The sequence below is a fragment of the Nocardioides sp. zg-1230 genome (genome assembly GCF_013155335.1).
In the GTDB taxonomy this organism is placed as follows: Bacteria; Actinomycetota; Actinomycetes; order Propionibacteriales; family Nocardioidaceae; genus Nocardioides.
In genome coordinates this window covers 1,495,124-1,517,259 of record NZ_JABJQZ010000001.1, presented here as the reverse complement: position 1 = coordinate 1,517,259, position 22,136 = coordinate 1,495,124, and the positions used below count along the sequence as shown (strand labels likewise).

The following is a 22,136-nucleotide window of genomic DNA, read 5'->3' as shown; positions in this document are numbered from 1 at the left end:
TCCCACCTGCCGTCACCGGACGCGGGCGACCACCACCGTGTTGCCGAGATAGCGCTCACCGTCCCAGTCGGTGCACGTCACGAGCACCAGGTCCGGGGCGCCCGTGGGCGAGAACAACCGACCGGCACGGGCGGCCACGTCGGCCCTCCCGAGGTCGCGGACCGAGCGGACCGTGAACTCGAGCGCGCGACGGTCCGTCATCACCTCGACCGTGTCCCCCACCTCGACATCGGCGAGGTCGTCGAAGACACCGCCACCGTCGTGCACGGTGTGCCCGGTCAGCACCGCGGACCCGCGGCTGCTGCCGGGACGGGCCCCGCCGCGCCACCAGCCCACGAGCCGCGGGTCGGCGGGCGGGACCAGCGTCCCGTCGGTTGCCAGGTCGACCGCGACGACGGGCGCACGCACCCCGAGGCTGGGGAGCCGAACCGCGACCGGGCGCCCGGGCCGGTCGGGCGTCGTACGCGTGGCCGGGGATCGCTGTGGGGCGACCTCGGCCGGGAGGCGGGGGGCGGCCGTGCTGTCCGATGGCGCGGCAGGCTCGGGGCGCAGGGTCGTTGCCGCCATCGTCCCCACCACGACCAAGGCCAGCAGCACGCCGACCAGCGTGGTCCAGCGCGCGACGGTCAGGAGACGCGACGGTCGCATCGTGCCCTCCCTCCGTCGCCCGCCCCGCGGGACGTCACCCGGCTCGCCGCCGGGTGACGTCCTCGGTCGCGGTCAGGCGTGTCGGATCCTCACCAGCACTCCGCCGGCCGAGGCCAGCAGGACCATCCCCATCCCCGAGAGGACGATGCCCCACAGCTGCGCCGTCGCGGTGCCCGCGCCGGGAGCCGAGGCGAGCCCGGCATCGACGGCGGTCGGCACCGGAGCGGCCGGCGGGGCCGGAGGCTCGGACGCCTGCGCGCCCAGCACCTCGGGCGCGGCCGCCTCGGGCGCCTGCGACTGCGGGACAGGGGCAGGCTCCTCCACTGCTTCCACGTCCTCCTCGGCCGGCTCTGCGGTCGCGGTGGTGGGTTCCACCTCAGGCGGTGCCACCACAGGCGGTGCCACCTCGGGGGGCGTCACCACGGGCGGGGTCACCACGGGCGGGGTCACCACGGGCGGGGTCACCACGGAGCGGACCTGCTTCTGCCACAGGTAGTCGAGGTGGCTGACCTCGGCGACGGCAGGGGTGAAGGTGCGCGTGCGCTCTTCCACCCGGAAGGTCTCGTCCTGACCCTCGATCACGAACGACCCGAAGTAGTACCAGTCCGCGTTGCCCACACCACCGTCAGGACCGTGGCTTGCGTAGTGCAGACCCGTGCCGGTGTACGGACCACCATCAGGTGCGCTGGTCGAGGTCAGGTGGCCAGGAGGCTCCTGCTCGGCGTTCGGCTGCCAGTTGGCGTCACCTTCCGGACGTGTCGGGACGGGAGGCGTACCTTCCACCGGGCCACCCCTCCACGAGAAGTGCCGGAAGACCGTCTGGTCGGCCGTGCCGTCACCGTTGCCGACGACGCGGTACTCGTGGGTGTCGGTGTCGGCCGGAGGCGGTGGCGTGAGGTCGGTAGCACTCCACGCACTCCACTCGCCGTACGACTCAGGGACCGCGATCGTGGTCACGTGCGTGGTCGGCTCTCCCACGGGAGTCCACCGCTCGGTGTCGGTCGTGGGCCCGGGGGGCGCGTTCTCGTGGGTGAGGACGGGGTCGCCCTCGTTCACCCACTCCGTGTAGTCGACCGATTGAACGGCGCGCGCGGGCGTCGACTCCGCCGTCCCGGCGGTGACGAGGAGCAGACCGCCGGAGGAGACGGCCAGGAGGCCGGTGATGGCGAGCCCGAGTGCCACCCTGATCGTGCTTCTGCGTTCTCTTCTGGGTGTCGCGGACATGACCACCACCCCACTTAGGTATCCGCGAGATGACCTGGTCGGTCACTTCCATTGTCACTCGGAGTTACCCCGGGTCCCAGCGTTTGTGACCAACCAGACGGAAACCGTCTCGACGGGCGGAAACCCGCATGCAGAGCGGGTTTCCGGCGTTGTGGGTGGTGTCGTCAGCTGCCTTCGGCGAGCTCGCGGGAACGGTTGCGGGCCGCCTCCATGGCGGCCAGGAAGGCCGCACGGACCTTGTGGATCTCGAGCTCGCGGAGGGCCGAGGCCGTCGTACCGCTGGGTGAGGTGACCTGCTCGCGCAGCACGACCGGGTGGGTGCCGGTCTCCCGCAGCATCGCCGCGGAGCCGACGAGCGTCTGCACGACCAGCTCGGTCGAGGTGGCACGCGGCAGGCCGAGGTGCACGCCCGCCTCGATCATCGACTCGACGACGAAGAAGATGTAGGCCGGTCCGGACCCGGAGATGGCGGTGACGGCGTCCATCTGCTTCTCGGGGATGCGCAGCACCTTGCCGGTGGAGGCCATCAGCGACTCGACCTCGGCCAGGTGCGCCTCGTCGCAGTGGGAGCCGGGCGAGATCGCGGCCATCCCCTCGTCGACCAGCGCGGGCGTGTTGGGCATGACCCGGACGACGGCGACGCCCTCGGGCACGTGCGACTCGATGAACGACGTGGTGATGCCGGCCGCCAACGACACCAGCAGCTGGCCGGCCCGGAGGTCGGGGGCGATCTCCTCGAGGACGTCACCCATGTCCTGCGGCTTGACGACCAGCGCGACGGTGTCAGCCGTGGCGGCGGCCTCGCGGTTGGAGACGACCGCCACGCCGTAGCGCTCCTCGAGCTCGCGGGCCCGCTCGGCGCGCTTCTCCCCGACCATCAGCTGGTCGACGCGGCGTCCGGCGCGCACCAGCCCGGAGAGCAGGGTCTCCCCCATGACGCCGGCGCCGATGATCGCTGTGCTCATGGGGCCAACCTACTTGGCCTCCGCGACCCTATTTCTTGCTGATCAGGGAGCGAACGAAGAAGGCGAGGTTCTGGGGCTTCTCGGCCAGCCGCCGCATCAGGTAGCCGTACCACTCGGTGCCGTAGGGGATGTAGACGCGCACGGTCTCCCCGGCAGCCGCCAGCCGCTTCTGCTCCTCGGGCCGGATGCCGAAGAGCATCTGGAACTCGTAGGTCCCCGGCCGTCGGCCGAAGCGGCTCGCCAGCGACGAGGCGATCTGCACCATCCGCGGGTCGTGGGTGGCGATCATCGGGTAGCCCTGACCGGCGAGCAGGACCTTCAGGCAGCGGACGTAGGACTTGTCGACGTCGATGCGGTCCTGGAAGGCGACCTTCTCCGGCTCCATGTAGGCGCCCTTGCACAACCGCACGCGTGAGCCCTCGTAGGCCAGCGCACGGCAGTCGGCCTCGGTGCGTCGCAGCATCGCCTGGAGCACCGCGCCCGTCTCGGGGAAGTCCTTGCGGAGCTCGCGGAGGATCGAGAGCGTCGAGTCGGTGGTGGTGTGGTCCTCCATGTCGAGGGTCACGGTCGTGCCGGCGTTGCGGGCGGCTCGGCAGATCTCGCGCGCGTTCTCCAGCGCGACCTTGTGCCCGTTGTCGGGGAGGAACTGGCCGATCGCGCTGAGCTTGACCGAGACCTCCGCGTGCGGCGCGAGGCCCTTGGTCGCCAGGTCGGCGAGCAGCTCCTTGTAGGCCGCGACGGTCGCGTCCGCCTGGGCGGCGTCGGTCGTGTCCTCGCCGAGGTAGTCGAGCGTCACCCGGAGGCCCTCGTCGACCAGGCCCGACGTCGCAGCGACCGCGTCGGCGGTGGTCTCGCCCGGCACGTAGCCGGTGACGATGGAGCTCGAGACGGGCATCGTCGAGACGAGCTTCTTGACCCCCTGGCTGCGGGCGAGGAGCAGGATCGGCTGGCGGAGCAACGACATGGCGGCAAGGCTACGCCGACCTCCACCGAACCTTCACAGCTCCTCCACCCCATCCGGGCCGGTGTTCTCCTAGCGTCGTCGGCATGACGTCGGCCCTCTCCTCCCCCACCTCCCGGTACGCCCTCGCGCTGGCCCTGTCGGTCGGCACCGTCCTGTTCCTCCTCTTCGGCATCGGTGCCCTCGGCATCGTGGGTGAGGGCGACCGCGACTGGCTCTACCTCGCCGCGCCCGCCGTCCTGCTGGTCGTCGCCGCGGCGACCCGGTTCCGCCCGCGCGGGATGGTGCTCGCACTGGGCGCCGCGGCGGCCACCACGCTGGCGGCCGGGGTCGTCGCCGTGGTGCTGGTCGCCACGGACCGGGCCGTGGCGTCGATCGCCGACGTCGTGATGATCACGGCGATGTACGCCGCTCTCTTCGCGGCTGCCGGATGGCTCTTCAGCCGGGTCCCGGAGCCGCCGGTCGACGCCGTCGCGAGCGACATCAGGCGGACGTGATGGCAAGGCGGAGGGCCGAAGGCGGGCCGCTGGGCCCGTCGAGCGCCCGACGACGCCGCCAGCGCGCCCGCATGGTGACGCGCAGCAGGTGAGAGACCGGCGGATTCGGGTCAGGGTGTCCGACGCCTGAGGGTCGCGGCGCCGAGCGCGAGCGCACCGAGCGCGAAGCCGGCGACGACCAGCACGTTGCGCCACACCTCGCCCGTGTCGGCCGCCCCGACGAGCTCCTGCATGGCGTCGACGGCGTACGACATCGGCAGCACGTTGCTGACCGCCTCGAGGACCGCCGGCATCGCATCGCGCGGCACGAACAGCCCGCACAGCAGGATCTGGGGCAGCACGAACGCCGGCATGAACTGCACCGCCTGGAACTCGGTCGTCGCGAAGGCGCTGACCAGCAGCCCGAGCGCCGTACCGAGGACCGCGTCGGCCACCGCCACCACGCCGAGCAGCCAGATCGGACCCTGCACCTCCAGGCCGAGGAGCCCGACGCTGACGGCCACCGCCAGCACGGACTGCACGGCCGCGAGCAGGCCGAAGGCGAGCGCGTAGCCGAGCAGGAAGTCGAGCTTGCCCATCGGCATCGTGAGCAGCCGCTCGAGGGTGCCCGACGAGCGCTCGCGCAGCGTCGTCACGCTCGTCACCAGGAACATCACGATGAAGGGGAACATCGCCAGCAGGCCCGGCCCGAAGCGGTCGAACAGGTCGCCCGGGAGGTCGGCGAACATCCACCACAGCAGGGTGATCAGCACGCACGGGACGACCAGCAGCATCGCCAGCGTGCGGTGGTCGCGCCGGATCTGCGTGAGGACGCGGCCGGCGACGGCGAGGGTGGTGCGGGCGCTCATCGCAGTGGCGCTCATGCCGCACCGCGCCCTTCGACGAGGCGGAGGAACGCCTGCTCGATGTCCGGCGCCCCGGTGCCGCGGCGGACCTCTTCGGGCGAGCCGTCGGCGATGATCCGACCCTCGCGCATCAGCAGCAGCCGGTGGCACCGCTCGGCCTCGTCCATGACGTGGCTCGAGACGAGGACCGCGGCCCCGCGGTCGGCGATCCGGTGGAACAGGTCCCACAGGTCGCGGCGCAGCACCGGGTCGAGACCGACCGTCGGCTCGTCGAGCACCAGCAGGTCCGGCGTACCGAGGAGGGCGACCGCCAGGCTCGCCCGGCTGCGCTGGCCGCCCGAGAGGCGGCCCACGACCTGGGAGCGGTGGTCGTCGAGGCCCACCGCGGCGACGGCCTCGTCGACCTGGGCGCGGTCGACGCCGAGCACGCGGGCGAAGAATGCGAGGTTCTCGGCGACGGTCAGGTCGTCGTAGACGCTCGCGTCCTGGGTGACGTAGCCGATCCGGGTCCGCAGGGGCGGGCTGCCGGCGGGCTCCCCCAGCACCTCGACCGTCCCCGACCGCACCTGCTGCGCGCCGACCAGGCACCGCATCAGGGTGGTCTTGCCGCAGCCGCTCGGGCCGAGCAGGCCGGTGACGCCCGCGGTGACGTCCAGCGAGATACCGGGCAGCACCTCCCGCTCACCGCGTACGACGACGAGGTCGCGCACCTCCACGACGTTTTTCATCATGTGTTGAATTGTGCGCCGGGGTCAGGTCGCCGTCAAGCCCCTCGTGAGCGGTGGTCCAGCCACCTTCCGCGGGTGCCGAACGTGGGTGGACCACCGCTCACCGGCGCGCCGCTCGGGACACGCCGAGCAGCGGTGGTGGAGCCACATTCTTGGGTGCGGCAAATGTGGGTGGGCCACCGCTCAGGGCGCGGAGGGATGGAGGGGCGTACGGCGACTACGGGAGGTCGCCGGTCAGGTAGTGCTGGATCACCGGCCCGATGCGGGCGACGACGTCGTCCGCGGACATCTGGGCCATCGGCGGGAGGGCGATGAGGTAGCGGGTGACGATCAGGCCGACGACCTGGCTGGCGACGAGCGGGATCCGCACCTCGGGCCGGTCGGCGACGAGCTGCGCCAGGACCGGGCCGACGACGACCGGGATGAAGCCTTCCTGCAGGAGCGTGGCCCCGTCGGCGCTGAGCACCGAGCGGACGACGGCCAACAGCTGCACCTGGGTGTCGGGGTCGTCCCAGACCGACAGGAAGGTGCGCAGCAGCCGTTCGCCGGCGCCGTCGGCGCCCTGCGCCACGACCGGCGCGAGGACCTCGCGCGGGTCGACGGGCATCTCGAGCGCGGCGAGGAACAGGTCGTCCTTGCTGCCGAAGTAGTGGTGCACGAGCGCGGGGTCGACGCCGGCCGACGCGGCGACGGCGCGGATCGTCGTACCGCGGAAGCCCTTCTCAGCGAACGACGCCCGCGCGGCGGCGAGGACCTCGGCCCGGGTGTCGGGGGCGCCGGGGCGACGGCCGCGGGACGTGCGGGTGGTCATCGCGGGCTCACGGCGTCGGTACGGCGAGGTGGGCGCGGGCGAACTCCAGCGACTCGGCCAGGTCGGCCTCCCGCTCGACGCGGTTGGCCGCCCGCCGGGTGTTGATCTCCAGCACGACGTGCCCGGAGAAGCCCGTGCCCGCGAGGTGGCGCAGGAACTCCTGGGCCCGCATCACGCCGCGACCGGGGACGAGGTGCTCGTCCTTGGCCGACCCGGTGCCGTCGGTGAGGTGCACGTGCCGCAGGCTCCCGCCCATCCGGTCGGCCATCTCGATGACGTCGCTGCGGGCGATCGCGGCGTGCGAGAGGTCGATCGTGGTGTTGGCGTAGTCCTCCTCGCTGGGGTCCCAGCCGGGGACGTACATCTGCATGCCGCGGCGCGAGGAGGCCCGCCACGGGTACATGTTCTCGACCGCGAACGCGATGCCGGTGCGGGCCTCGAGCGACGCGATGCCCTCGACGAAGCCGGCGGCGTAGTCCTTCTGCCACCGGAACGGTGGGTGGACGACGACGACGTCGGCGCCGACGGCCTCGGCCATCTCCGCCGACTTCTCCAGCTTGCCCCACGGGTCTGTGCCCCAGACCCGCTGCGTGAAGAGCAGGCAGGGCGCGTGGACCGCGCAGATCGGGACCTGGTGATGGTCGCTGAGCTTCTTCACCGCGTCGACCTGCTGGCTGAGCGAGTCGATGCCGACCATCACCTCGACCGCGTCGTAGCCCAGCTGCGCTGCCCACCCGAAGGCGTGCGCCGTCGACTCGGGGTAGACCGAGGCGGAGGAGAGCCCGACCAGGGGGGTGGACCGCGAGGAGGACGACGTGGACATGGTCAGCGCTGCCTGGTGACGACCGAGATCTGGTCGAGGCGCTCGAGGATCACGCCCTCGCGCAGCGCCCAGGGGCAGATCTCCAGCTCGGTCAGGTCGAAGATGTCCATGCAGGCCTCGGCGACGAGGGCGCCCGGGACGATCTGGTGGGTGCGGCTCGGGGAGACGCCGGGGAGCTCGGCGAGCTCGTCGGACGACATGTCCATCAGCTTGGGGATCCAGCCCGAGAGCGTCTCGAGCTCGAGGGCGCGGGGCACGAGCGGGCCGTCGCCGCTCGGCGCGGCACCGCAGATCCGCGCCAGGGAGCGGAACGTCTTGGAGGTCGCCGCAGCCCGGTCGGGCACGCCACCGCGCAGCAGGTGGCCGGCGTCGCGGGCGATCTCGGCGCGCACCTGCTTGCGCAGCTCGCGTACGTCGTCGTCGCTGGGCCGGCCGCCGCCGAACCAGGCCCGCGCCATCCGGGCCGCGCCGAGCGGGAGCGACCAGGCGACGTCGGGGGCCTCGTCGGTGCCGCCGGCGATCTCGAGCGACCCACCGCCGATGTCGAAGACCGCGAGCCGGCCGGCCGACCAGCCGAACCAGCGGCGTACGGCCAGGAACGTCAGCCGCGCCTCGTCCTCGCCCGAGAGCACCTCGAGCCGGACGCCGCTGTTCTCCTCGACGTGGGCGAGCACCTCGTCGGAGTTGACGGAGTCGCGCACGGCCGAGGTGGCGAAGCCGAGCATCTCCTCGCAGCCCTTGTCCTCGGCGATCTGCGTCGCCGAGGCGCAGAAGTCCGTGAGGGCCTTGATGCCCTTCTTGGTCACGGCCCCGTCCTCGTCGAGGTGCTCGGCGAGGCGCAGCGGCTGCTTGTGTGAGGACGCCGGCAGCGGCGCGGCACCGCCGTGCGCGTCCACCACCAGCAGGTGGCCGGTGTTGGAGCCGATGTCGAGGACGCCCAGGCGCATGAACCCCAAACTACTAGGCTTCACACGTGCCCGAAGTCGACCTGGTCTTCCCCCGCGCGTTCGTGGAGTTCGCCGATCCCGCCGACGAGTCCCAGGTGTTCCGCTGCGACCTGACGTGGCTCACCTCGGCCTACACCTGCATCTTCGGCCAGGGGTGCCAGGGCATCTACGCCGACGCTCCCGACGTCGGCTGCTGCACCCTGGGCGCCCACTTCGCCGACAAGGACGACGAGAAGCGGGTGGCGGCGTTCGTCGCCGAGCTCACCCCCGACGACTGGCAGCTCCACCCCGGCCGGGCGGTGCGCAAGGCCGACTGGATCGAGGCCGACGACGACGGCGAGCGCAAGACCCGCGTCGTCGAGGTGGACGGCCAGCAGGCGTGCGTCTTCCACAACCGCACCGACTTCACCACCGGCGCCGGGCACGTCGGCGCCGGCTGCGCGCTCCACGGCCTCGCCCTGCGCCAGGGGCGCAACCCGCTGGAGACGAAGCCGGACGTGTGCTGGCAGCTGCCGATCCGCCGCCAGTTCCGCGAGGTCGAGCGACAGGACGGGACGGCCTACACCGAGGTGTCGATCGGCGAGTACGACCGGCGGGGGTGGGGGCCGGGCGGTCACGACCTCGACTGGTACTGCTCGGGCAACACCGAGGCACACATCGCGCCCGAGCCGGTCTACGTCACGAACGAGCCCGAGCTGGTCGAGCTGATGGGCGCTGCGGCGTACGCCGAGCTGGTCCGCCATTGCGAGGCGCACGTGGTTTCGCGTTCCGCGCTCGCACTGCACCCCGCGTCACCGCAGCACTTTTGACCGAAGCCACGCAAAAGTGGCGGACGCGGCGTTGAAAGTGGTTGTGACGTGCATTACCTTCGACAGGTGGCACCCTCCCCCAACCCCCGGCCCGAGGATCACGGTCCCGCCGGCCGTCTCGGCATCTGGTTCATCGGCGCACGCGGCTCGCTCGCGACCACCGCGACCATCGGCCTGAGCGCCCTCGCGGCCCACCTGACCGACGAGACCGGCTGCGTCTGCGCCCATCCCGACCTCGACGCGCGCGGCCTGCCGGCCTACGCCGACATCGTGGTGGGCGGGCACGACGTCGACACCCTCCCGCTCGTCAAGCAGGCCGAGCGCCTCGTGGCCGGCGGAGTGGTGCCGGGCATCCTCGCCCACCAGGTCGGCGCCGAGCTCGAGGCGACCGAGGCCCGGCTGCGTCCGGGCGTCCGCCACGGCGACTCCGCCGACCAGCGAGCCGACGTGGAGCGGCTCGCGGCCGACATCCGTGACTTCGCCGCCGCCGTCGACCGGGTGGTCGTCGTCGACGTCTCGAGCACCGAGCCGCCGCACGACGCCGGCACGGACGCCGACACGTGGGCCGGTCTGGAGGCGGCCTGGACGGCCGGCCGGGCGCCCCTGTCGCCGAGCTCGGTCTACGCCTGCGCCGCGGTCCTCGCCGGGGCGGCGTACGTCGCCTTCACCCCGAGCCCCGGCATCGACGTCCCGGCCCTGCGCGAGCTGGCCGACGAGCGCGGCCTCCCCTACGCCGGCAGCGACGGCAAGACCGGCGAGACGCTGGTGAAGTCGGCCCTGGCCCCGATGTTCTCCACCCGGTCGCTGGCCGTGCGGTCGTGGACGTCGATCAACCTGCTCGGCGGCGGTGACGGCTCGACGCTGGCCGACCCGGCCGCGCGGGAGAGCAAGACCAGCACCAAGCGCTCGGGCCTCGAGTCGATGCTCGGCCACCCCGTGCCCGGGCCGATGCACATCGACTACGTCGAGGACCTCGGCGACTGGAAGACCGCCTGGGACCACGTCCGCTTCGACGGCTTCCTCGGCACCCGGATGACGATGCAGTTCACCTGGGAGGGCTGCGACTCGGCCCTCGCCGCACCGCTGGTGCTCGACCTCGCCCGCCTGACCGCGCGCGCGGTCGCGGTCGGCGAGACCGGCCCGCTGACCGCCCTCGGCTTCTTCTTCAAGCAGCCGATCGGCTCGGACGAGCACCGACTCGCGCAGCAGTGGGAGGCCCTGCTCGCCTGGTCGACGGCGTGCGCCGACCGGGTGACGACGTGAGGGCCGCCGACCTCGTCGAGCTCACCCGGGCCCCCGCCGCGTTCTCCATCCCCGGCGACGCGTGGTCCGGCGCGGCGCACGCGGCGGCGGGTGGACGGGGCTGGGCGATGCCGGTCGCCTCCACCTGCCTCTACTGGTCCGGGATGGCCTTCAACGACTGGTGCGACCGCCACGTCGATGCCGACGAACGCCCCGAGCGGCCGATCCCCTCGGGCCGGGTCAGCCCCGACGCCGCCCTCGCCGTGGCTGCTGGGCTCGGCGCCGCGGGCCTCGGCGTCGCTGCCCTCCTCGGCGGTCGCTCGGCCGTCGCCGTCGGCGTCCCCCTCGCCGCGATGGTGGTGGCCTACGACGCCGTCGCGAAGGACGCGGCGATCGGCCCCCTCGCGATGGCCTCGACGCGGGGCCTCGACGTCCTGCTCGGCGCGCACGCCTCGCCGACCAGCGCCTGGCAGCCCGCCCTGGCGATGACCGCGCACACCGCGGGTCTCACCTGGCTCAGCCGCGGCGAGGTGCACGGCACCCGCCCGGAGGTCGCCGCAGCGGTGACCGCCGGCACCGCCGTCGTCGCGGCCGCCACCGCCCACGCCGCGTTCCACGACCCGCACGCCGGTCGCCTCGCCCGCGCGGCCGGGGTCGGCCTGTCAGCGGCGTACGCAGTCGTGGTCGGCCGCGCCCAGGCCCGGGCGGCCCAGGACCCGACGGCCGAGGCGGCGCGCACCGCCACCCGCACCGGGATCGGCGGGTTCTCCCTCCTCCAGGGCGCGTGGCTGGCGCGCCGCGGCCGGCTGGTCGCCGCCGCGACCGTCGTCGGGGCAGGTCCCGCCTACCGCACCCTCTCGCGCCGCTGGAGCCCGACGTGACCGCCCGGGAGCCCGGCCGACTGCGCCTCGGCTACGGCAGCAACGGCTTCTCCGGCCACCGGTTCCCCGACGCGTGCGAGGTGATCGCGGGGCTCGGCTACGACGGTGTCGCCCTCACCCTCGACCAGCCCCACCTCGACCCCTTCGCCGACGACGCGGCGGCCCAGACGGCGCGTGCCGCGAAGTCGCTCGCCGACCACGGCCTCGCCGTCGTCATCGAGACCGGCTCGCGCTACGTCCTCGACCCGTGGCACAAGCACGAGCCCACGCTGGTCAGCGACGGTGACCGCGGCCCGCGGATCGAGCTGCTGACCCGCGCGGTGCGCATCGCGGCCGACCTGGGCGCCGAGGCGATGTCGTGCTGGTCGGGCGTGCTGCCGGAGGGCACCGGCCCCGAGGAGGGCTGGCGCCGGCTCACCGACGGGCTCGGTCCTGTCCTCGACCTCGCGCACGACCTCGGGGTCACCGTCTGCTTCGAGCCCGAGCCCGGGATGCACGTCGACACCGTCGACGAGGCCCTCGAGCTGCGCCGCCGGCTCGGCGAGCCCGACCACCTCCGCCTGACCCTCGACCTGGGCCACCTCGTGTGCAACGAGCCCCGTAGCCCGGAGGCGTCCGTCGCCGTCGCGGGCCGCCTCATCGGCAACGTCCAGGTCGACGACATGGTGCGCGACGTGCACGAGCACCTCGAGCTCGGCACCGGCGTCCTCGACCTCGACGCGGTCCTTCGCGCGCTCGTCGCCACCGGCTTCACCGGCCTCGCCAGCGTGGAGCTCCCCCGCCACTCCCACGCGGCACCCACGGTCGCCGCCCGACAGATCGCCGCACTGCGCGCGTCGCTCGAGCGCCTCGGCGCGGAAGGAGAACCAGCGTGACCGCCATCCAGCCGCTCGCCGACCACAGCGTCATCGAGGCCGCCCTCGACGAGGGCGCGCAGGAGCGGTGGTACGCCCTCCGCGAGGAGGTCGCAGCAGACCCGGCACGGCTCGGGCGGGTCTTCCCCGCCGTCGCTCGGACCACCGGGCGTGGTCCGCTGCCCGGCGCCGACGGCGTACTGCTCGAGGACGCCGTACGCGTCGAGCTGGTGGCCCTGGTCGCCCGCAGGGTCGACCCCGACGCGCTGCTGGCCGAGCTGCGCGAGGTCTACCGCTACGGCGACAGCGACGAGAAGCGCGCGGTCCTGCACGCCCTCAACGGCATCGAGGCCGCCGGCGCAGGAGCGCTCGACGGCAGCGACCTCGTGCTCGACGCGCTGCGCACCAACGACACCCGCCTGGTCGCCGCCGCGATGGGCCCGCACAGCGACCGGCTCGACGACGACTCGTGGCGCCAGGGCGTCCTCAAGTGCCTGTTCACCGGCGTGCCGGTCGCCTCGGTCACCGCTCTCGCCCGTCGCGCCGACCGCGAGCTCGCCGAGATGGTGCAGCGCTACCGGCGCGAGCGCGAGGCGGCCGGACGCGACGTACCCCTCGACGTGCAGGTCGTGCTCGACGCCTGCGCCGCCTCCCCCGAGCAGTCCCAGCAGACCCGGCACGAGCAGAAGGACCTCTGATGCGCATCTTCGACCCGCACATCCACATGACGTCGCGCACCACCGACGACTACGAGGCGATGCACGCCGCCGGGGTCCGCGCACTGGTGGAGCCCGCGTTCTGGCTGGGCCAGCCCCGCACCAGCGTCGGCTCGTTCACCGACTACTTCGACGCCCTCGTGGGCTGGGAGCGGTTCCGCGCCTCGCAGTTCGGCATCGCCCACCACTGCACGATCGCGCTCAACCCCAAGGAGGCCAACGACCCACGCTGCGCCGAGGTGCTCGACGTGCTCCCGCGCTACCTCGCCAAGGACGGCGTGGTCGCCGTGGGCGAGGTGGGCTTCGACTCGATGACCGTCGAGGAGGAGAAGGCGTTCGTGCGTCAGCTGGAGCTGGCCGTGGAGTTCGAGCTGCCGGCGATGGTCCACACCCCGCACCGCGACAAGGAGCAAGGCACCCGCCGCACGCTCGAGCTCGTCACCGAGTCGGGGCTCGCCCCGGGCATGGTCGTGGTGGACCACCTCAACGAGGTCACCGTCGACCAGGTCGACGAGGCGGGCTGCTGGATGGGCTTCTCGATCTACCCGGACACCAAGATGGACGAGCACCGGATGGTGGCCATCCTCGAGCGCCGCGGCCTCGACCGTGTGCTGGTCAACTCCGCCGCCGACTGGGGTCGCAGCGACCCGCTCAAGACGGCGAAGACCGGTGCCGCGATGCTCGAGGCGGGCTTCAGCGCGGACGACGTCGACCGCGTGCTGTGGCGCAACCCCGTCGAGTTCTTCGGGCAGAGCGGCCGGCTGCTCGTCGACCCCGACCTCGCGGACGACGCCACGACCGGTGCCGACGCGTCGGCCACCTTCGAGGGCAACTCCATCCTGCGCGGCTCGCGGGACTGACGATGAGGCTGCGGCACCCCGACGGCACCGTCGTCCACCTCGGCTACGGCACCAACGTCCTGCCGGCCGAGGACGTCGACGGCCTGATCGCCCAGGTGGGCACGTACGGCGACCGGCTGCGCCAGCACCTCGGCACCGACCGGGTCGGCCTCGGGATGTGGCTCCCGGCGGCCGCCGCGCGCCGGCTCGCGTCCGACCTCGACGCCGTCGCCCGGCTGCGTGAGGCGATCGACGCGCACGGCGTCGAGATCGTCACCCTCAACGCCTTCCCCTACGCCGCCTTCCAGGACGAGGTCGTCAAGAAGCGCGTCTACCACCCGACCTGGGCGGAACGGGCCCGGCTCGACTACACGCTCGACGTCGCCCGGGTGCTGGCCGCACTGCTGCCCGAGGACGTCGCCCGCGGCAGCATCTCGACCCTGCCGCTGGCCTGGCGGGCGCCGTGGCTGGCCGACCGCCAGTCGCAGGCCGAGCTGCACCTCAAGGCCCTCGCCGAGGGTCTGGCCGAGGTCGAGGCCGAGACCGGCCGCACCGTGCGCGTGGCCTTCGAGCCCGAGCCCGGCTGCGTCGTTGAGACGATCGCGGAAGCGGTCGACCGGCTCGACTCCGCCGACCGCGAGCGCATCGGCGTCTGCCTCGACCTCTGTCACCTCGCCGTCGGCTTCGAGGACGCCGCCGAGGCCCTCGCCCGCCTCGACGCCGCCGGCCTCGACGTGGTCAAGGTGCAGCCGGCCGCCGCGCTCGTCGTCGACGACCCGGCCGACCCCGACGCCCGCGCCGCGCTGACGTCGTACTCCGAGGACCGCTTCCTGCACCAGGTCCGCCAGCGCGTGGGCCAGCGACTCGCCTCACGCGACGACCTGCCCGACGCCCTCGAGGGACGGCGGCCGCTGGACGACCGGTCACCGTGGCGGGTGCACTTCCACGTGCCGGTCCACGCCGACCCGGCCCCTCCGCTCCGCAACAGCCGCGACGACCTGCGCGCGTCGCTCGCCGCCCTCCTCGGCGGCGACACCGCCCGCACCGACCACCTCGAGGTCGAGACCTACACCTGGTCCGTCCTGCCCGACGGTGCCCCCGCCGACGACGACGCCCTGGCCGCCGGGCTCGCCGCCGAGTTGGCGTGGGTCCGCGACCAGCTCGTCGGGCTCGGCCTCACCCCGCTCGACTGACACCCCCGTTCCCCACCCAGACAGGACGCCACCGTGGCCCACCCCAAGCTGCTCGTCGTCGACCTCGTCGGCCTCACCCCCGACCTGCTCCGACACATGCCGAGGCTGCGGAGCCTTGCGGCGCAGGGCTCCCAGGCGACCCTCGAGCCGATCCTCCCCGCCGTGACGTGCTCGGTGCAGTCGACCTTCCTCACCGGCCTGCCGCCGTCGGGGCACGGCGCCGTGGGCAACGGGTGGTACTTCCGCGAGCTGGGCGAGGTCTTCCTCTGGCGCCAGCACAACAAGCTCGTCGACGGCGAGAAGGTGTGGGAGACCATCCGGCGGGAGCGTCCCGACTACACCGTCGCCAACGTCTGCTGGTGGTACGCCATGGGCATGACGACGGACTACACCGTCACGCCGCGGCCGATCTACTACGCCGACGGCAAGAAGGCCCCCGACTGCTACACCCGCCCGCCGGAGCTGCACGACGAGCTCGTCGGCGCGCTCGGCGAGTTCCCGCTGTTCACCTACTGGGGCCCGACCGCGGCGATCGCCTCGAGCGAGTGGATCATCGCCGCCACCCGCCGGCTGATGCCGCGCAGCGACCTCACGCTCTGCTACGTCCCGCACCTCGACTACGACCTGCAGCGCTTCGGCCCCGACTCGGACGAGGCCGTGCGGGCCGCCCGCGAGATCGACACCGCCCTGGCTCCGCTCCTCGACGACGCCGAGCGGACCGGCGTGACCGTGCTGGTGCTCTCGGAGTACGGCATCACCCACGCCGACCAGCCGGTGGACGTCAACCGGATGCTCCGCCGCAGCGGGATGCTCGAGGTCTACACCCAGGACGGCATGGAGTACCTCGACCCCTGGACCTCGCGCGCCTTCGCCGTCGCCGACCACCAGGTCGCCCACGTCTACGTCGACGACCCCGCCGACCTGGAGACGGTGCGCGGTATGTGCGCCGACCTGCCGGGCGTCGACCAGGTGCTCGACCGCAGCGCCCAGGCGGCGTACGGCCTCGACCACGAGCGCTCCGGCGACCTGGTGCTGGTCGCCGACGAGACCGCGTGGTTCACCTACTACTACTGGCTCGACGACGCCCGGGCGCCCGACTTCGCCCGCGGGGTGGAGATCCACCGCAAGCCCGGCTACGACCCCGCCGAGCTGTTCTTCGACCCCGAGGACAAGGCGGTCAAGCTCAAGGCCGGGCTCACCCTCGCGCGGAAGATGGCGGGACTGCGCTACGCGATGAAGGTCGTGCCGCTCGACCCGTCACCGGTGCGGGGCACGCACGGGCGGCTGCCGAAGGACCCGACGCTCGGCCCGATGCTCGTGTGCAGCACCCCGGACGCGGTCGCCGGCTCGGTGGCCGCCACCGACGTGCGCGACCTGCTGCTGAGGCTCGCCGGCACGTCTTGACGTCAAGAAACCAGACCCCGGTGTCGCACGCACGGTGCGCGCGGACCAGAATCTGGTCATGCGCCTGGACCACGTCAGCTTCGCCGCCGGACCTGATGGACTTGCCAGCACCGCCCAGCGCATCGGGGGGCTGCTCGGCACGGAGTTCGTCGACGGCGGGATCCATCCCCGCTTCGGCACCCGCAACATGACCCTGCCGCTGGCCGGCGACATCTACATGGAGATCGTCGAGGTCCTCGACCACCCCGCCAGCGACAAGGCCCCCTTCGGCCAGGCCGTCCGCGCCCGCTCCGCCCTCGGCGGCGGCTGGCTCGGCTGGGTCGTCTCGGTCGCCGACATCACCCAGCTCGAGGCGCGGCTCGGCCGCGAGGCCGTGAAGGGCAACCGGCGCCGTCCCGACGGCACCGAGCTGCTGTGGCAGCAGATCGGCGTCAACGGGCTGCTCTCCGACCCGCAGCTGCCCTTCTTCATCCAGTGGCAGTCCTCCCCCGCCCTGCACCCCAGCAACGGCGCGACCGGCGACTTCTCCCTGGACTGCCTCGAGATCGCGGGCGACCCGCAGCGGGTCAGCGAGTGGCTGGGCGAGACCGTCGAGGCTCCGCTCGAGGACGTGAAGGTCGAGTGGGTCGCCCCCAACGGCACCCCCGGCATCGTCGCGGTCCAGCTGCAGACCCCCAACGGCCTGGTGCGGATCTGAAGCCCCGCCCCTCCCCGAACATCTGGAACACCCCCGAGCTCTACGAGCTCGAGAACCGCGCCGCCGACCCCCACGACCGCATCGTCACCGCGATGCGCGAGATCGGCGACTGGGCCGGGCGCACGGTCCTCGACGTCGGCTGCGGCAGCGGCTTCCACCTCCCGCTGTGGGCCCGGTCAGCGGCGCAGGTCGTCGGCGTCGAGCCGCACCCGCCGCTGGTCGCCCTCGCCCGGCGGCGTACGCGCTCGCTCGCCCACGTCCGCGTCCTCGAGGGTGGCGCGCAGGACCTGCCCCTGCCCGACGCGTCCGTCGACGTGGTCCACGCCCGCTGGGCCTACTTCTTCGGCCCCGGCTCCGAGCCCGGTCTCCGCGAGCTCGACCGGGTCGTACGCCGCGGCGGGACGGCGTACGTCATTGACAACGACCCCACCCGCTCCACCTTCGGCGGCTGGTTCCGTCGCGGCTTCCCGGAGGTCGACCCCGAGGCGGTCGAGCGGTTCTGGTCGATGCACGGCTGGCAGCGTCGGCCGATCGACATGGACTGGTCCTTCGGGTCGCGCGAGGACCTCGAGTCGGTCGTCCGCATCGAGCTGCCGCCCGCCGCTGCCGAAGAGGCCCTCGCCTCCCACACCGGCACCGAGGTCGACTACGCGGTCAACCTGTGGTGGCGCCACTTCTGAGCTTCGGTCAGCTCGACCCGCGGATCGCCAGCGTCGGCTCGAGGAGGACGCCACGGGTCTCGACGGGCTGGTGCGACAGCAGCGCGCGCAGGGTGCGGACGATCTCGACCGCGACGTCCTCCAGCGGCTGGCGTACGGACGTGAGGCCGACCGGGTAGACCTGCGCGACCTGCGAGTCGTCGAAGCCGACGACGGCGATGTCCGTGCCGGGGGCGAGCTGGCGGATCCAGAGCGTGTGGAGCACGCCCATCGCGAGGGTGTCGGACGCACACACGAACGCCGTGGGCGCGGACTCGTCGAGCAGGACGGCCGCCGCCTCGGCCCCGCTGTGCACGACGTCCTCGACCCGCGAGGCCAGGCCGGTGGTGGACAGGCCGTTGGCGTGCATCGTGCGCACCCAGCCCGAGCGACGGTCCTCGCCGATCGGGGAGTCCTTGCGCCAGCCGATCCAGGCGATGCGGGTGTGACCGCGGTCGATGAGGTGCTGGGTGGCGAGCGCGATGCCCGCGGCGCCGTCGACGTCGACCCACACGTGCCGGGCGACGTCGTCGTCCCACGGCCGGCCGAACGCCACGAAGGGGGCGCGCTGCTGGCTGAGCCAGGTGGCCTGCGGGTTGCCGAGGTAGGTGTCGGTGACGACGAAGGCATCCACGGCGGTCGAACGCAGCAGGTTGTCGTAGCCACCGACCGGGTCCTCGTCGTCGCCGGGGAAGAGGAGGACGTGGTAGCCCACCTCCTCGCTCGCCTCGACGAGGGAGTGCACGAAGCGGTCCATCGCCGCGTTGGCGGTGCCCTCCTGGGCGGGGGCGAAGCGCAGGCCGATCAGCGACGACGTCCGGGTGCGGAGGTTGCGGGCAGCCCGGTTGGGCGAGTAGCCGAGCTCGGCGATCGTCTGGCGCACGCGCTCGAGGGTGTCGGGGCGCAACAGGTCGGGGTTGTTGACCGCGTTGGAGACCGTCTGGCGCGAGACGCCCGCTCGCTCGGCGACGTCGGCGAGGGTCGGCGGGGTCACGGGCAGCGTGCTGCCGCTGCGGTGCTCGTTGCGCGCCATGCTTCCCCCGTCCCGATCGCCCTAGATCGATCCAATCGAGGTGAGCATAAGCCCCGGGCTTCCTCGCGCACGCCCGCCGGACGGGTGAGTGCCCACGCGCGGCGCGCGCCGCGGTGTCGGTGCGCTCACCTAGCGTGGGGCCCATGTCGACGAAGACCGCCCGGACGCGCTCCTCCTACCGCTGCTCCGAGTGCGGGTGGGAGACGGCCAAGTGGGTCGGCCGGTGCGGCGAGTGCCAGGCCTGGGGGTCCGTCGCCGAGGCGGGTGCCCCCACCCTGCGTGCCGCCGCTGGCCCGGTGTCGACGCCGGCGGTGCCCATCGGCCAGGTCGCCATCACCGAGTCGGTCGCACGCTCCAGCGGCGTGCCCGAGCTCGACCGCGTGCTCGGCGGCGGGCTGGTGCCCGGCGCCGCGATCCTGCTGGCCGGCGAGCCGGGCGTCGGCAAGAGCACGCTGCTGCTCGAGGTGGCCGCGCAGACCGCGCGCACCCGCCAGCGCACCCTCTACGTCACCGGCGAGGAGTCCGCCGCCCAGGTGCGCCTGCGCGCCGACCGCACCGGCGGCGTGCACGACGAGCTATTCCTCGCTGCCGAGACCGACCTGGGCGCGCTGCTCACCCACATCGAGGACGTGCGCCCGACGCTGCTGGTCGTCGACTCCGTGCAGACCATCGGCGCCTCGGGCATCGACGGCGTGCCCGGCGGGGTGACACAGGTCAAGGAGGTCGCCGCGGCGCTGATCCGGGTCGCCAAGACCCGCAACATCACGACCGTCCTCGTCGGTCACGTCACCAAGGATGGCTCGATCGCCGGGCCGCGGGTGCTCGAGCACCTCGTCGACGTGGTCCTCCACTTCGAGGGCGACCGCAACTCCCGCTTCCGCATGGTCCGCGCCATGAAGAACCGCTACGGCCCGGTCGACGAGGTGGGCTGCTTCGACCTCTCCTCCGAGGGCATCGCGGCCGTCACCGATCCCACCGGGCTCTTCGTCGAGCACCACACCCAGGACGTCTCCGGCACCTGCGTCGCCGTGACGATGGAGGGACGCCGCCCGCTGCTGGCGGAGGTCCAGGCGCTGCTCACCGCGTCGCCCCTGGAGCGACCGCGCCGCACGGTCTCGGGCGTGGAGTCCTCGCGGGTCGACATGGTCCTCGCGGTGCTGCAGCGCCACGCCCGCCTGCGGATCGCCGGCAGCGACACCTTCGTCGCCACCGTCGGCGGGGCCAAGCTCCACGACCCGGCAGCCGACCTGGCGATCGCGGTCGCCGTGGCCAGCTCCCACCTGGGTGTGCCGCCGCCGCGAGGTGCCGTGGCCATCGGCGAGATCGGTCTGGCCGGCGAGCTGCGCCGGGTGCGCGACCTGCCGCAGCGCATCGCCGAGGCGTCGCGCCTCGGTTTCAAGGTCGCCGTCGTGCCCCGTGGACGGGCGCTCCCGAGCGAGCGCGGGATCCCGTCCCGGCGCATGGTCGACGACCTCCGGGTGGTCGAGGTCGACGACGTCGTGGGGGCGCTGCTCACCCTCGACCTCGTGCCGCCACTCTGACGAGCGGGTCACCGAGTCCTCGCCCGAGTCCTCGCTCAGCGGAAAGGATCGGTGGATCGGGTCCGCGCACCCCTACACTTCACCCGATGGCGCACGGGGGCGCCCGAGGAGAGAGCACGTGGAGGGACCGGTGGCAGAGCGCATCGACGAGCAGCTGAGGCTGCGCGCGACCCTGGCCTCGATCGCGCCTGGCACACCGCTACGAGACGGGCTCGAGCGGATCCTGCGCGGGCGCACCGGCGCGCTGATCGTGCTCGGCCAGGACCGGACCGTCGAGTCGATCGCGACCGGCGGCTTCACCCTCGACGTGCCCTTCACCGCGACCGGCCTGCGCGAGCTCGCCAAGATGGACGGCGCGATCATCCTCGACAAGGACATCACCCGGGTCCACCGGGCAGCGGTCCACCTGATGCCCGACCACACGATCCCGTCGGAGGAGACCGGCACCCGGCACCGCACCGCCGAGCGCGTGGCTAAGCAAACCGGCCACCCCGTGATCTCGGTGTCGCAGTCGATGCAGATCATCGCGGCCTACGTCGGCGAGATCCGCCACGTGCTCGAGGACTCCGGCAAGATCTTGTCCCGCGCCAACCAGGCGCTCGCCACGCTCGAGCGCTACAAGCTGCGCCTCGACGAGGTGTCCGCGACGCTGTCCGCCCTCGAGATCGAGGACCTCGTCACCGTGCGCGACGTGGCAGTCGTGGCCCAGCGCCTCGAGATGGTCATCCGGATCGCCCGCGAGATCGAGGACTACGTCCTCGAGCTCGGCACCGACGGGCGCCTGCTGTCCCTCCAGCTCGAGGAGCTCGTCACCGGGGTCGACGCCGAGCGCGACCTCGTCGTGCGCGACTACCTCCCCGGCGGCCGACGCCGCCTGGCCAGCCCGGCCGCCCACATCGCCGAGCTCGAGGCCCTCTCCCCCACCGAGCTGGTCGACCCGGCCTCCGTGGCCCGGGCCATCGGCCTCGGCGGCGCCGAGCACCTCGACGCCGCCGTCGCCCCCCGCGGCTACCGGCTCCTCGCCAAGGTCCCCCGCCTCCCCGCCGCCGTCGTCGACCGCCTCGTCGACCACTTCGGCGGGCTCCAGCAGCTGCTCTCCGCCGGCATCGAAGACCTCCAGGCCGTCGAGGGGGTCGGCGAGCTCCGCGCCCGCAGCGTGCGCGAGGGCCTCTCCCGCCTCGCCGAGTCCAGCATCACCGAGCGCTACATCTGAGACGCGCGGTCGACCGCGAGGAGCGAGCGGTCGACGTGGGCGCGGCCAGATTGAGCAAGGCCCACGACCGAAGGGACGAGGTCGTGACGGCCGCGTCGAAATCTCACCTGAGCCGCCGCCCGAGCGGTGGCCGAGCCACATTCCTCGGCCGGAGAATGTGGCTCCGACACCGCCCACCCGCGCGACGTACGACGACCTCAGCCGGCGAGCAGCACCGCGACGCCCGAGACGAGGTTGAGCAGGACGAAGCCGCTGGCGACGACGACGGCGACGACGGCCGGGGAGCGCCCGCGGGGCTCACCGAGCCGCATCGCCCGGCGCCCGTAGAGCACGGCGGGGACGGCGGGCAGGACGAAGACCAGCAGGGCGGGCAACGTCGCGACCACCATCACCCACAGCTCGGCAGGCTGGTCGCCGCCCGGCGGGTGGCCGAGCGCCGAGGCCAGGCCCTCCCCGACCCCGAACGCGAGGAAGAAGGTCACGACGAAGCCGAGCAGGGACCACCAGGCCCGGCGCAGGCTCGTGGTGGCGTCCGTTTCCAGGTGCACGCGGGTGGCGGTCATGTCC

24 protein-coding genes are annotated in these 22,136 nt (G+C 73.1%); 13 read left to right on the top strand and 11 right to left on the bottom strand.

Annotated elements, in window-relative coordinates:
* Positions 1-12: 12 nt before the first annotated feature.
* The 4 genes from HOO61_RS07380 to HOO61_RS07365 all read right to left on the bottom strand — a co-directional run bounded on the left by HOO61_RS07380 (position 13) and on the right by HOO61_RS07365 (position 3,795).
* Complete coding sequence (locus tag HOO61_RS07380) at positions 13-648, bottom strand: class F sortase (RefSeq protein WP_253941981.1); 636 nt, start codon at positions 646-648, stop codon at positions 13-15.
* A gap of 72 nt (positions 649-720) precedes the next feature.
* A complete protein-coding gene (locus HOO61_RS07375; RefSeq protein ID WP_172255709.1) occupies positions 721-1,830 on the bottom strand; it encodes a hypothetical protein in 1,110 nt (369 codons plus the stop codon).
* Between the two features lie 206 nt (positions 1,831-2,036).
* Positions 2,037-2,837, bottom strand: a complete 801-nt coding sequence (gene proC / locus HOO61_RS07370; protein WP_172257942.1) for a pyrroline-5-carboxylate reductase — start codon at positions 2,835-2,837, stop codon at positions 2,037-2,039.
* Positions 2,838-2,865: 28 nt separating this feature from the next.
* The gene (locus HOO61_RS07365) at positions 2,866-3,795 is read right to left on the bottom strand and encodes a proline dehydrogenase family protein (RefSeq protein WP_172258203.1); all 930 of its coding nucleotides are present in this window, start codon (positions 3,793-3,795) and stop codon (positions 2,866-2,868) included.
* Between the two features lie 89 nt (positions 3,796-3,884).
* On the opposite strand from HOO61_RS07365, the gene HOO61_RS07360 reads away from it, so the two are divergent.
* A complete protein-coding gene (locus HOO61_RS07360; protein WP_172257941.1) occupies positions 3,885-4,295 on the top strand; it encodes a hypothetical protein in 411 nt (136 codons plus the stop codon).
* A gap of 110 nt (positions 4,296-4,405) precedes the next feature.
* Here HOO61_RS07360 and HOO61_RS07355 read toward each other — a convergent pair whose 3' ends face one another.
* The 5 genes from HOO61_RS07355 to HOO61_RS07335 form a co-directional block, all read right to left on the bottom strand.
* The gene (locus tag HOO61_RS07355; protein WP_253941980.1) at positions 4,406-5,158 is read right to left on the bottom strand and encodes an ABC transporter permease; all 753 of its coding nucleotides are present in this window, start codon (positions 5,156-5,158) and stop codon (positions 4,406-4,408) included.
* A complete protein-coding gene (locus HOO61_RS07350) occupies positions 5,155-5,871 on the bottom strand; it encodes an ABC transporter ATP-binding protein (protein WP_172257940.1) in 717 nt (238 codons plus the stop codon). Before HOO61_RS07350 ends, HOO61_RS07355 begins: the two co-directional genes overlap by 4 nt.
* Before the next feature lie 214 nt (positions 5,872-6,085).
* Positions 6,086-6,679, bottom strand: coding sequence for a TetR family transcriptional regulator (locus HOO61_RS07345; protein WP_172257939.1), 594 nt, complete (start codon positions 6,677-6,679; stop codon positions 6,086-6,088).
* 7 nt (positions 6,680-6,686) lie between these two features.
* The gene (locus HOO61_RS07340) at positions 6,687-7,502 is read right to left on the bottom strand and encodes a sugar phosphate isomerase/epimerase (protein WP_172257938.1); all 816 of its coding nucleotides are present in this window, start codon (positions 7,500-7,502) and stop codon (positions 6,687-6,689) included.
* Positions 7,503-7,504: 2 nt separating this feature from the next.
* The gene (locus HOO61_RS07335; protein ID WP_172257937.1) at positions 7,505-8,449 is read right to left on the bottom strand and encodes a Ppx/GppA phosphatase family protein; all 945 of its coding nucleotides are present in this window, start codon (positions 8,447-8,449) and stop codon (positions 7,505-7,507) included.
* 26 nt (positions 8,450-8,475) lie between these two features.
* Between HOO61_RS07335 and HOO61_RS07330 the strand changes: the two genes are divergently transcribed.
* From HOO61_RS07330 to HOO61_RS07285, 10 genes are all read left to right on the top strand, one after another.
* Positions 8,476-9,258 carry a hypothetical protein gene (locus HOO61_RS07330; RefSeq protein WP_172257936.1) on the top strand — a complete coding sequence of 261 codons (783 nt, stop codon included), beginning with the start codon at positions 8,476-8,478 and terminating at the stop codon, positions 9,256-9,258.
* A 66-nt stretch (positions 9,259-9,324) separates the two neighbouring features.
* Positions 9,325-10,521, top strand: coding sequence for an inositol-3-phosphate synthase (locus HOO61_RS07325; RefSeq protein ID WP_172257935.1), 1,197 nt, complete (start codon positions 9,325-9,327; stop codon positions 10,519-10,521).
* Positions 10,518-11,381 (top strand): SCO3242 family prenyltransferase, encoded by an 864-nt coding sequence (locus HOO61_RS07320; RefSeq protein WP_172257934.1) that lies wholly within the window; start codon positions 10,518-10,520, stop codon positions 11,379-11,381. The genes HOO61_RS07325 and HOO61_RS07320 overlap by 4 nt, the downstream gene beginning before the upstream one ends.
* Positions 11,378-12,256 (top strand): sugar phosphate isomerase/epimerase family protein, encoded by an 879-nt coding sequence (locus tag HOO61_RS07315; RefSeq protein WP_367650057.1) that lies wholly within the window; start codon positions 11,378-11,380, stop codon positions 12,254-12,256. The genes HOO61_RS07320 and HOO61_RS07315 overlap by 4 nt, the downstream gene beginning before the upstream one ends.
* The gene (locus HOO61_RS24050) at positions 12,253-12,933 is read left to right on the top strand and encodes an EboA domain-containing protein (protein ID WP_172257933.1); all 681 of its coding nucleotides are present in this window, start codon (positions 12,253-12,255) and stop codon (positions 12,931-12,933) included. The genes HOO61_RS07315 and HOO61_RS24050 overlap by 4 nt, the downstream gene beginning before the upstream one ends.
* Positions 12,933-13,811: a TatD family hydrolase gene (locus HOO61_RS07305; RefSeq protein WP_172257932.1), complete on the top strand. Its 879-nt coding sequence runs from the start codon at positions 12,933-12,935 to the stop codon at positions 13,809-13,811. The genes HOO61_RS24050 and HOO61_RS07305 overlap by 1 nt, the downstream gene beginning before the upstream one ends.
* Before the next feature lie 2 nt (positions 13,812-13,813).
* Positions 13,814-14,983: a metabolite traffic protein EboE gene (gene eboE / locus HOO61_RS07300; RefSeq protein ID WP_172257931.1), complete on the top strand. Its 1,170-nt coding sequence runs from the start codon at positions 13,814-13,816 to the stop codon at positions 14,981-14,983.
* 33 nt (positions 14,984-15,016) lie between these two features.
* Positions 15,017-16,387: a nucleotide pyrophosphatase/phosphodiesterase family protein gene (locus HOO61_RS07295; protein WP_172257930.1), complete on the top strand. Its 1,371-nt coding sequence runs from the start codon at positions 15,017-15,019 to the stop codon at positions 16,385-16,387.
* 58 nt (positions 16,388-16,445) lie between these two features.
* Positions 16,446-17,084: a VOC family protein gene (locus tag HOO61_RS07290; RefSeq protein WP_172257929.1), complete on the top strand. Its 639-nt coding sequence runs from the start codon at positions 16,446-16,448 to the stop codon at positions 17,082-17,084.
* Positions 17,085-17,176: 92 nt separating this feature from the next.
* Positions 17,177-17,764: a class I SAM-dependent methyltransferase gene (locus HOO61_RS07285; protein ID WP_172257928.1), complete on the top strand. Its 588-nt coding sequence runs from the start codon at positions 17,177-17,179 to the stop codon at positions 17,762-17,764.
* Between the two features lie 7 nt (positions 17,765-17,771).
* On the opposite strand, the gene HOO61_RS07280 is transcribed toward HOO61_RS07285, so the two are convergent.
* Positions 17,772-18,815 (bottom strand): LacI family DNA-binding transcriptional regulator, encoded by a 1,044-nt coding sequence (locus HOO61_RS07280; protein WP_172257927.1) that lies wholly within the window; start codon positions 18,813-18,815, stop codon positions 17,772-17,774.
* Between the two features lie 143 nt (positions 18,816-18,958).
* Between HOO61_RS07280 and radA the strand changes: the two genes are divergently transcribed.
* Positions 18,959-20,356, top strand: coding sequence for a DNA repair protein RadA (gene radA, locus HOO61_RS07275; RefSeq protein WP_172257926.1), 1,398 nt, complete (start codon positions 18,959-18,961; stop codon positions 20,354-20,356).
* A gap of 118 nt (positions 20,357-20,474) precedes the next feature.
* Positions 20,475-21,569 carry a DNA integrity scanning diadenylate cyclase DisA gene (gene disA, locus HOO61_RS07270; RefSeq protein WP_367650056.1) on the top strand — a complete coding sequence of 365 codons (1,095 nt, stop codon included), beginning with the start codon at positions 20,475-20,477 and terminating at the stop codon, positions 21,567-21,569.
* A gap of 197 nt (positions 21,570-21,766) precedes the next feature.
* On the opposite strand, the gene HOO61_RS07265 is transcribed toward disA, so the two are convergent.
* Positions 21,767-22,132 (bottom strand): hypothetical protein, encoded by a 366-nt coding sequence (locus HOO61_RS07265; RefSeq protein ID WP_172257925.1) that lies wholly within the window; start codon positions 22,130-22,132, stop codon positions 21,767-21,769.
* Positions 22,133-22,136 lie beyond the last annotated feature (4 nt).

Excerpts from the sequence above, each read along its gene's own strand:
- HOO61_RS07280 (WP_172257927.1), bottom strand. The coding sequence starts at position 18,815 with ATGGCGCGCAACGAGCACCGCAGCGGCAGCACGCTGCCCGTGACCCCG.
- HOO61_RS07380 (WP_253941981.1), bottom strand. The coding sequence starts at position 648 with ATGCGACCGTCGCGTCTCCTGACCGTCGCGCGCTGGACCACGCTGGTC.
- HOO61_RS07350 (WP_172257940.1), bottom strand. The coding sequence starts at position 5,871 with ATGATGAAAAACGTCGTGGAGGTGCGCGACCTCGTCGTCGTACGCGGT.
- radA (WP_172257926.1), top strand. The coding sequence starts at position 18,959 with ATGTCGACGAAGACCGCCCGGACGCGCTCCTCCTACCGCTGCTCCGAG.
- HOO61_RS07285 (WP_172257928.1), top strand. The coding sequence starts at position 17,177 with ATGCGCGAGATCGGCGACTGGGCCGGGCGCACGGTCCTCGACGTCGGC.
- HOO61_RS07335 (WP_172257937.1), bottom strand. The coding sequence starts at position 8,449 with ATGCGCCTGGGCGTCCTCGACATCGGCTCCAACACCGGCCACCTGCTG.
- HOO61_RS07265 (WP_172257925.1), bottom strand. The coding sequence starts at position 22,132 with ATGACCGCCACCCGCGTGCACCTGGAAACGGACGCCACCACGAGCCTG.
- HOO61_RS07305 (WP_172257932.1), top strand. The coding sequence starts at position 12,933 with ATGCGCATCTTCGACCCGCACATCCACATGACGTCGCGCACCACCGAC.
- HOO61_RS07340 (WP_172257938.1), bottom strand. The coding sequence starts at position 7,502 with ATGTCCACGTCGTCCTCCTCGCGGTCCACCCCCCTGGTCGGGCTCTCC.
- HOO61_RS07355 (WP_253941980.1), bottom strand. The coding sequence starts at position 5,158 with ATGAGCGCCACTGCGATGAGCGCCCGCACCACCCTCGCCGTCGCCGGC.
- eboE (WP_172257931.1), top strand. The coding sequence starts at position 13,814 with ATGAGGCTGCGGCACCCCGACGGCACCGTCGTCCACCTCGGCTACGGC.
- HOO61_RS07345 (WP_172257939.1), bottom strand. The coding sequence starts at position 6,679 with ATGACCACCCGCACGTCCCGCGGCCGTCGCCCCGGCGCCCCCGACACC.
- HOO61_RS07360 (WP_172257941.1), top strand. The coding sequence starts at position 3,885 with ATGACGTCGGCCCTCTCCTCCCCCACCTCCCGGTACGCCCTCGCGCTG.
- HOO61_RS07290 (WP_172257929.1), top strand. The coding sequence starts at position 16,446 with ATGCGCCTGGACCACGTCAGCTTCGCCGCCGGACCTGATGGACTTGCC.
- proC (WP_172257942.1), bottom strand. The coding sequence starts at position 2,837 with ATGAGCACAGCGATCATCGGCGCCGGCGTCATGGGGGAGACCCTGCTC.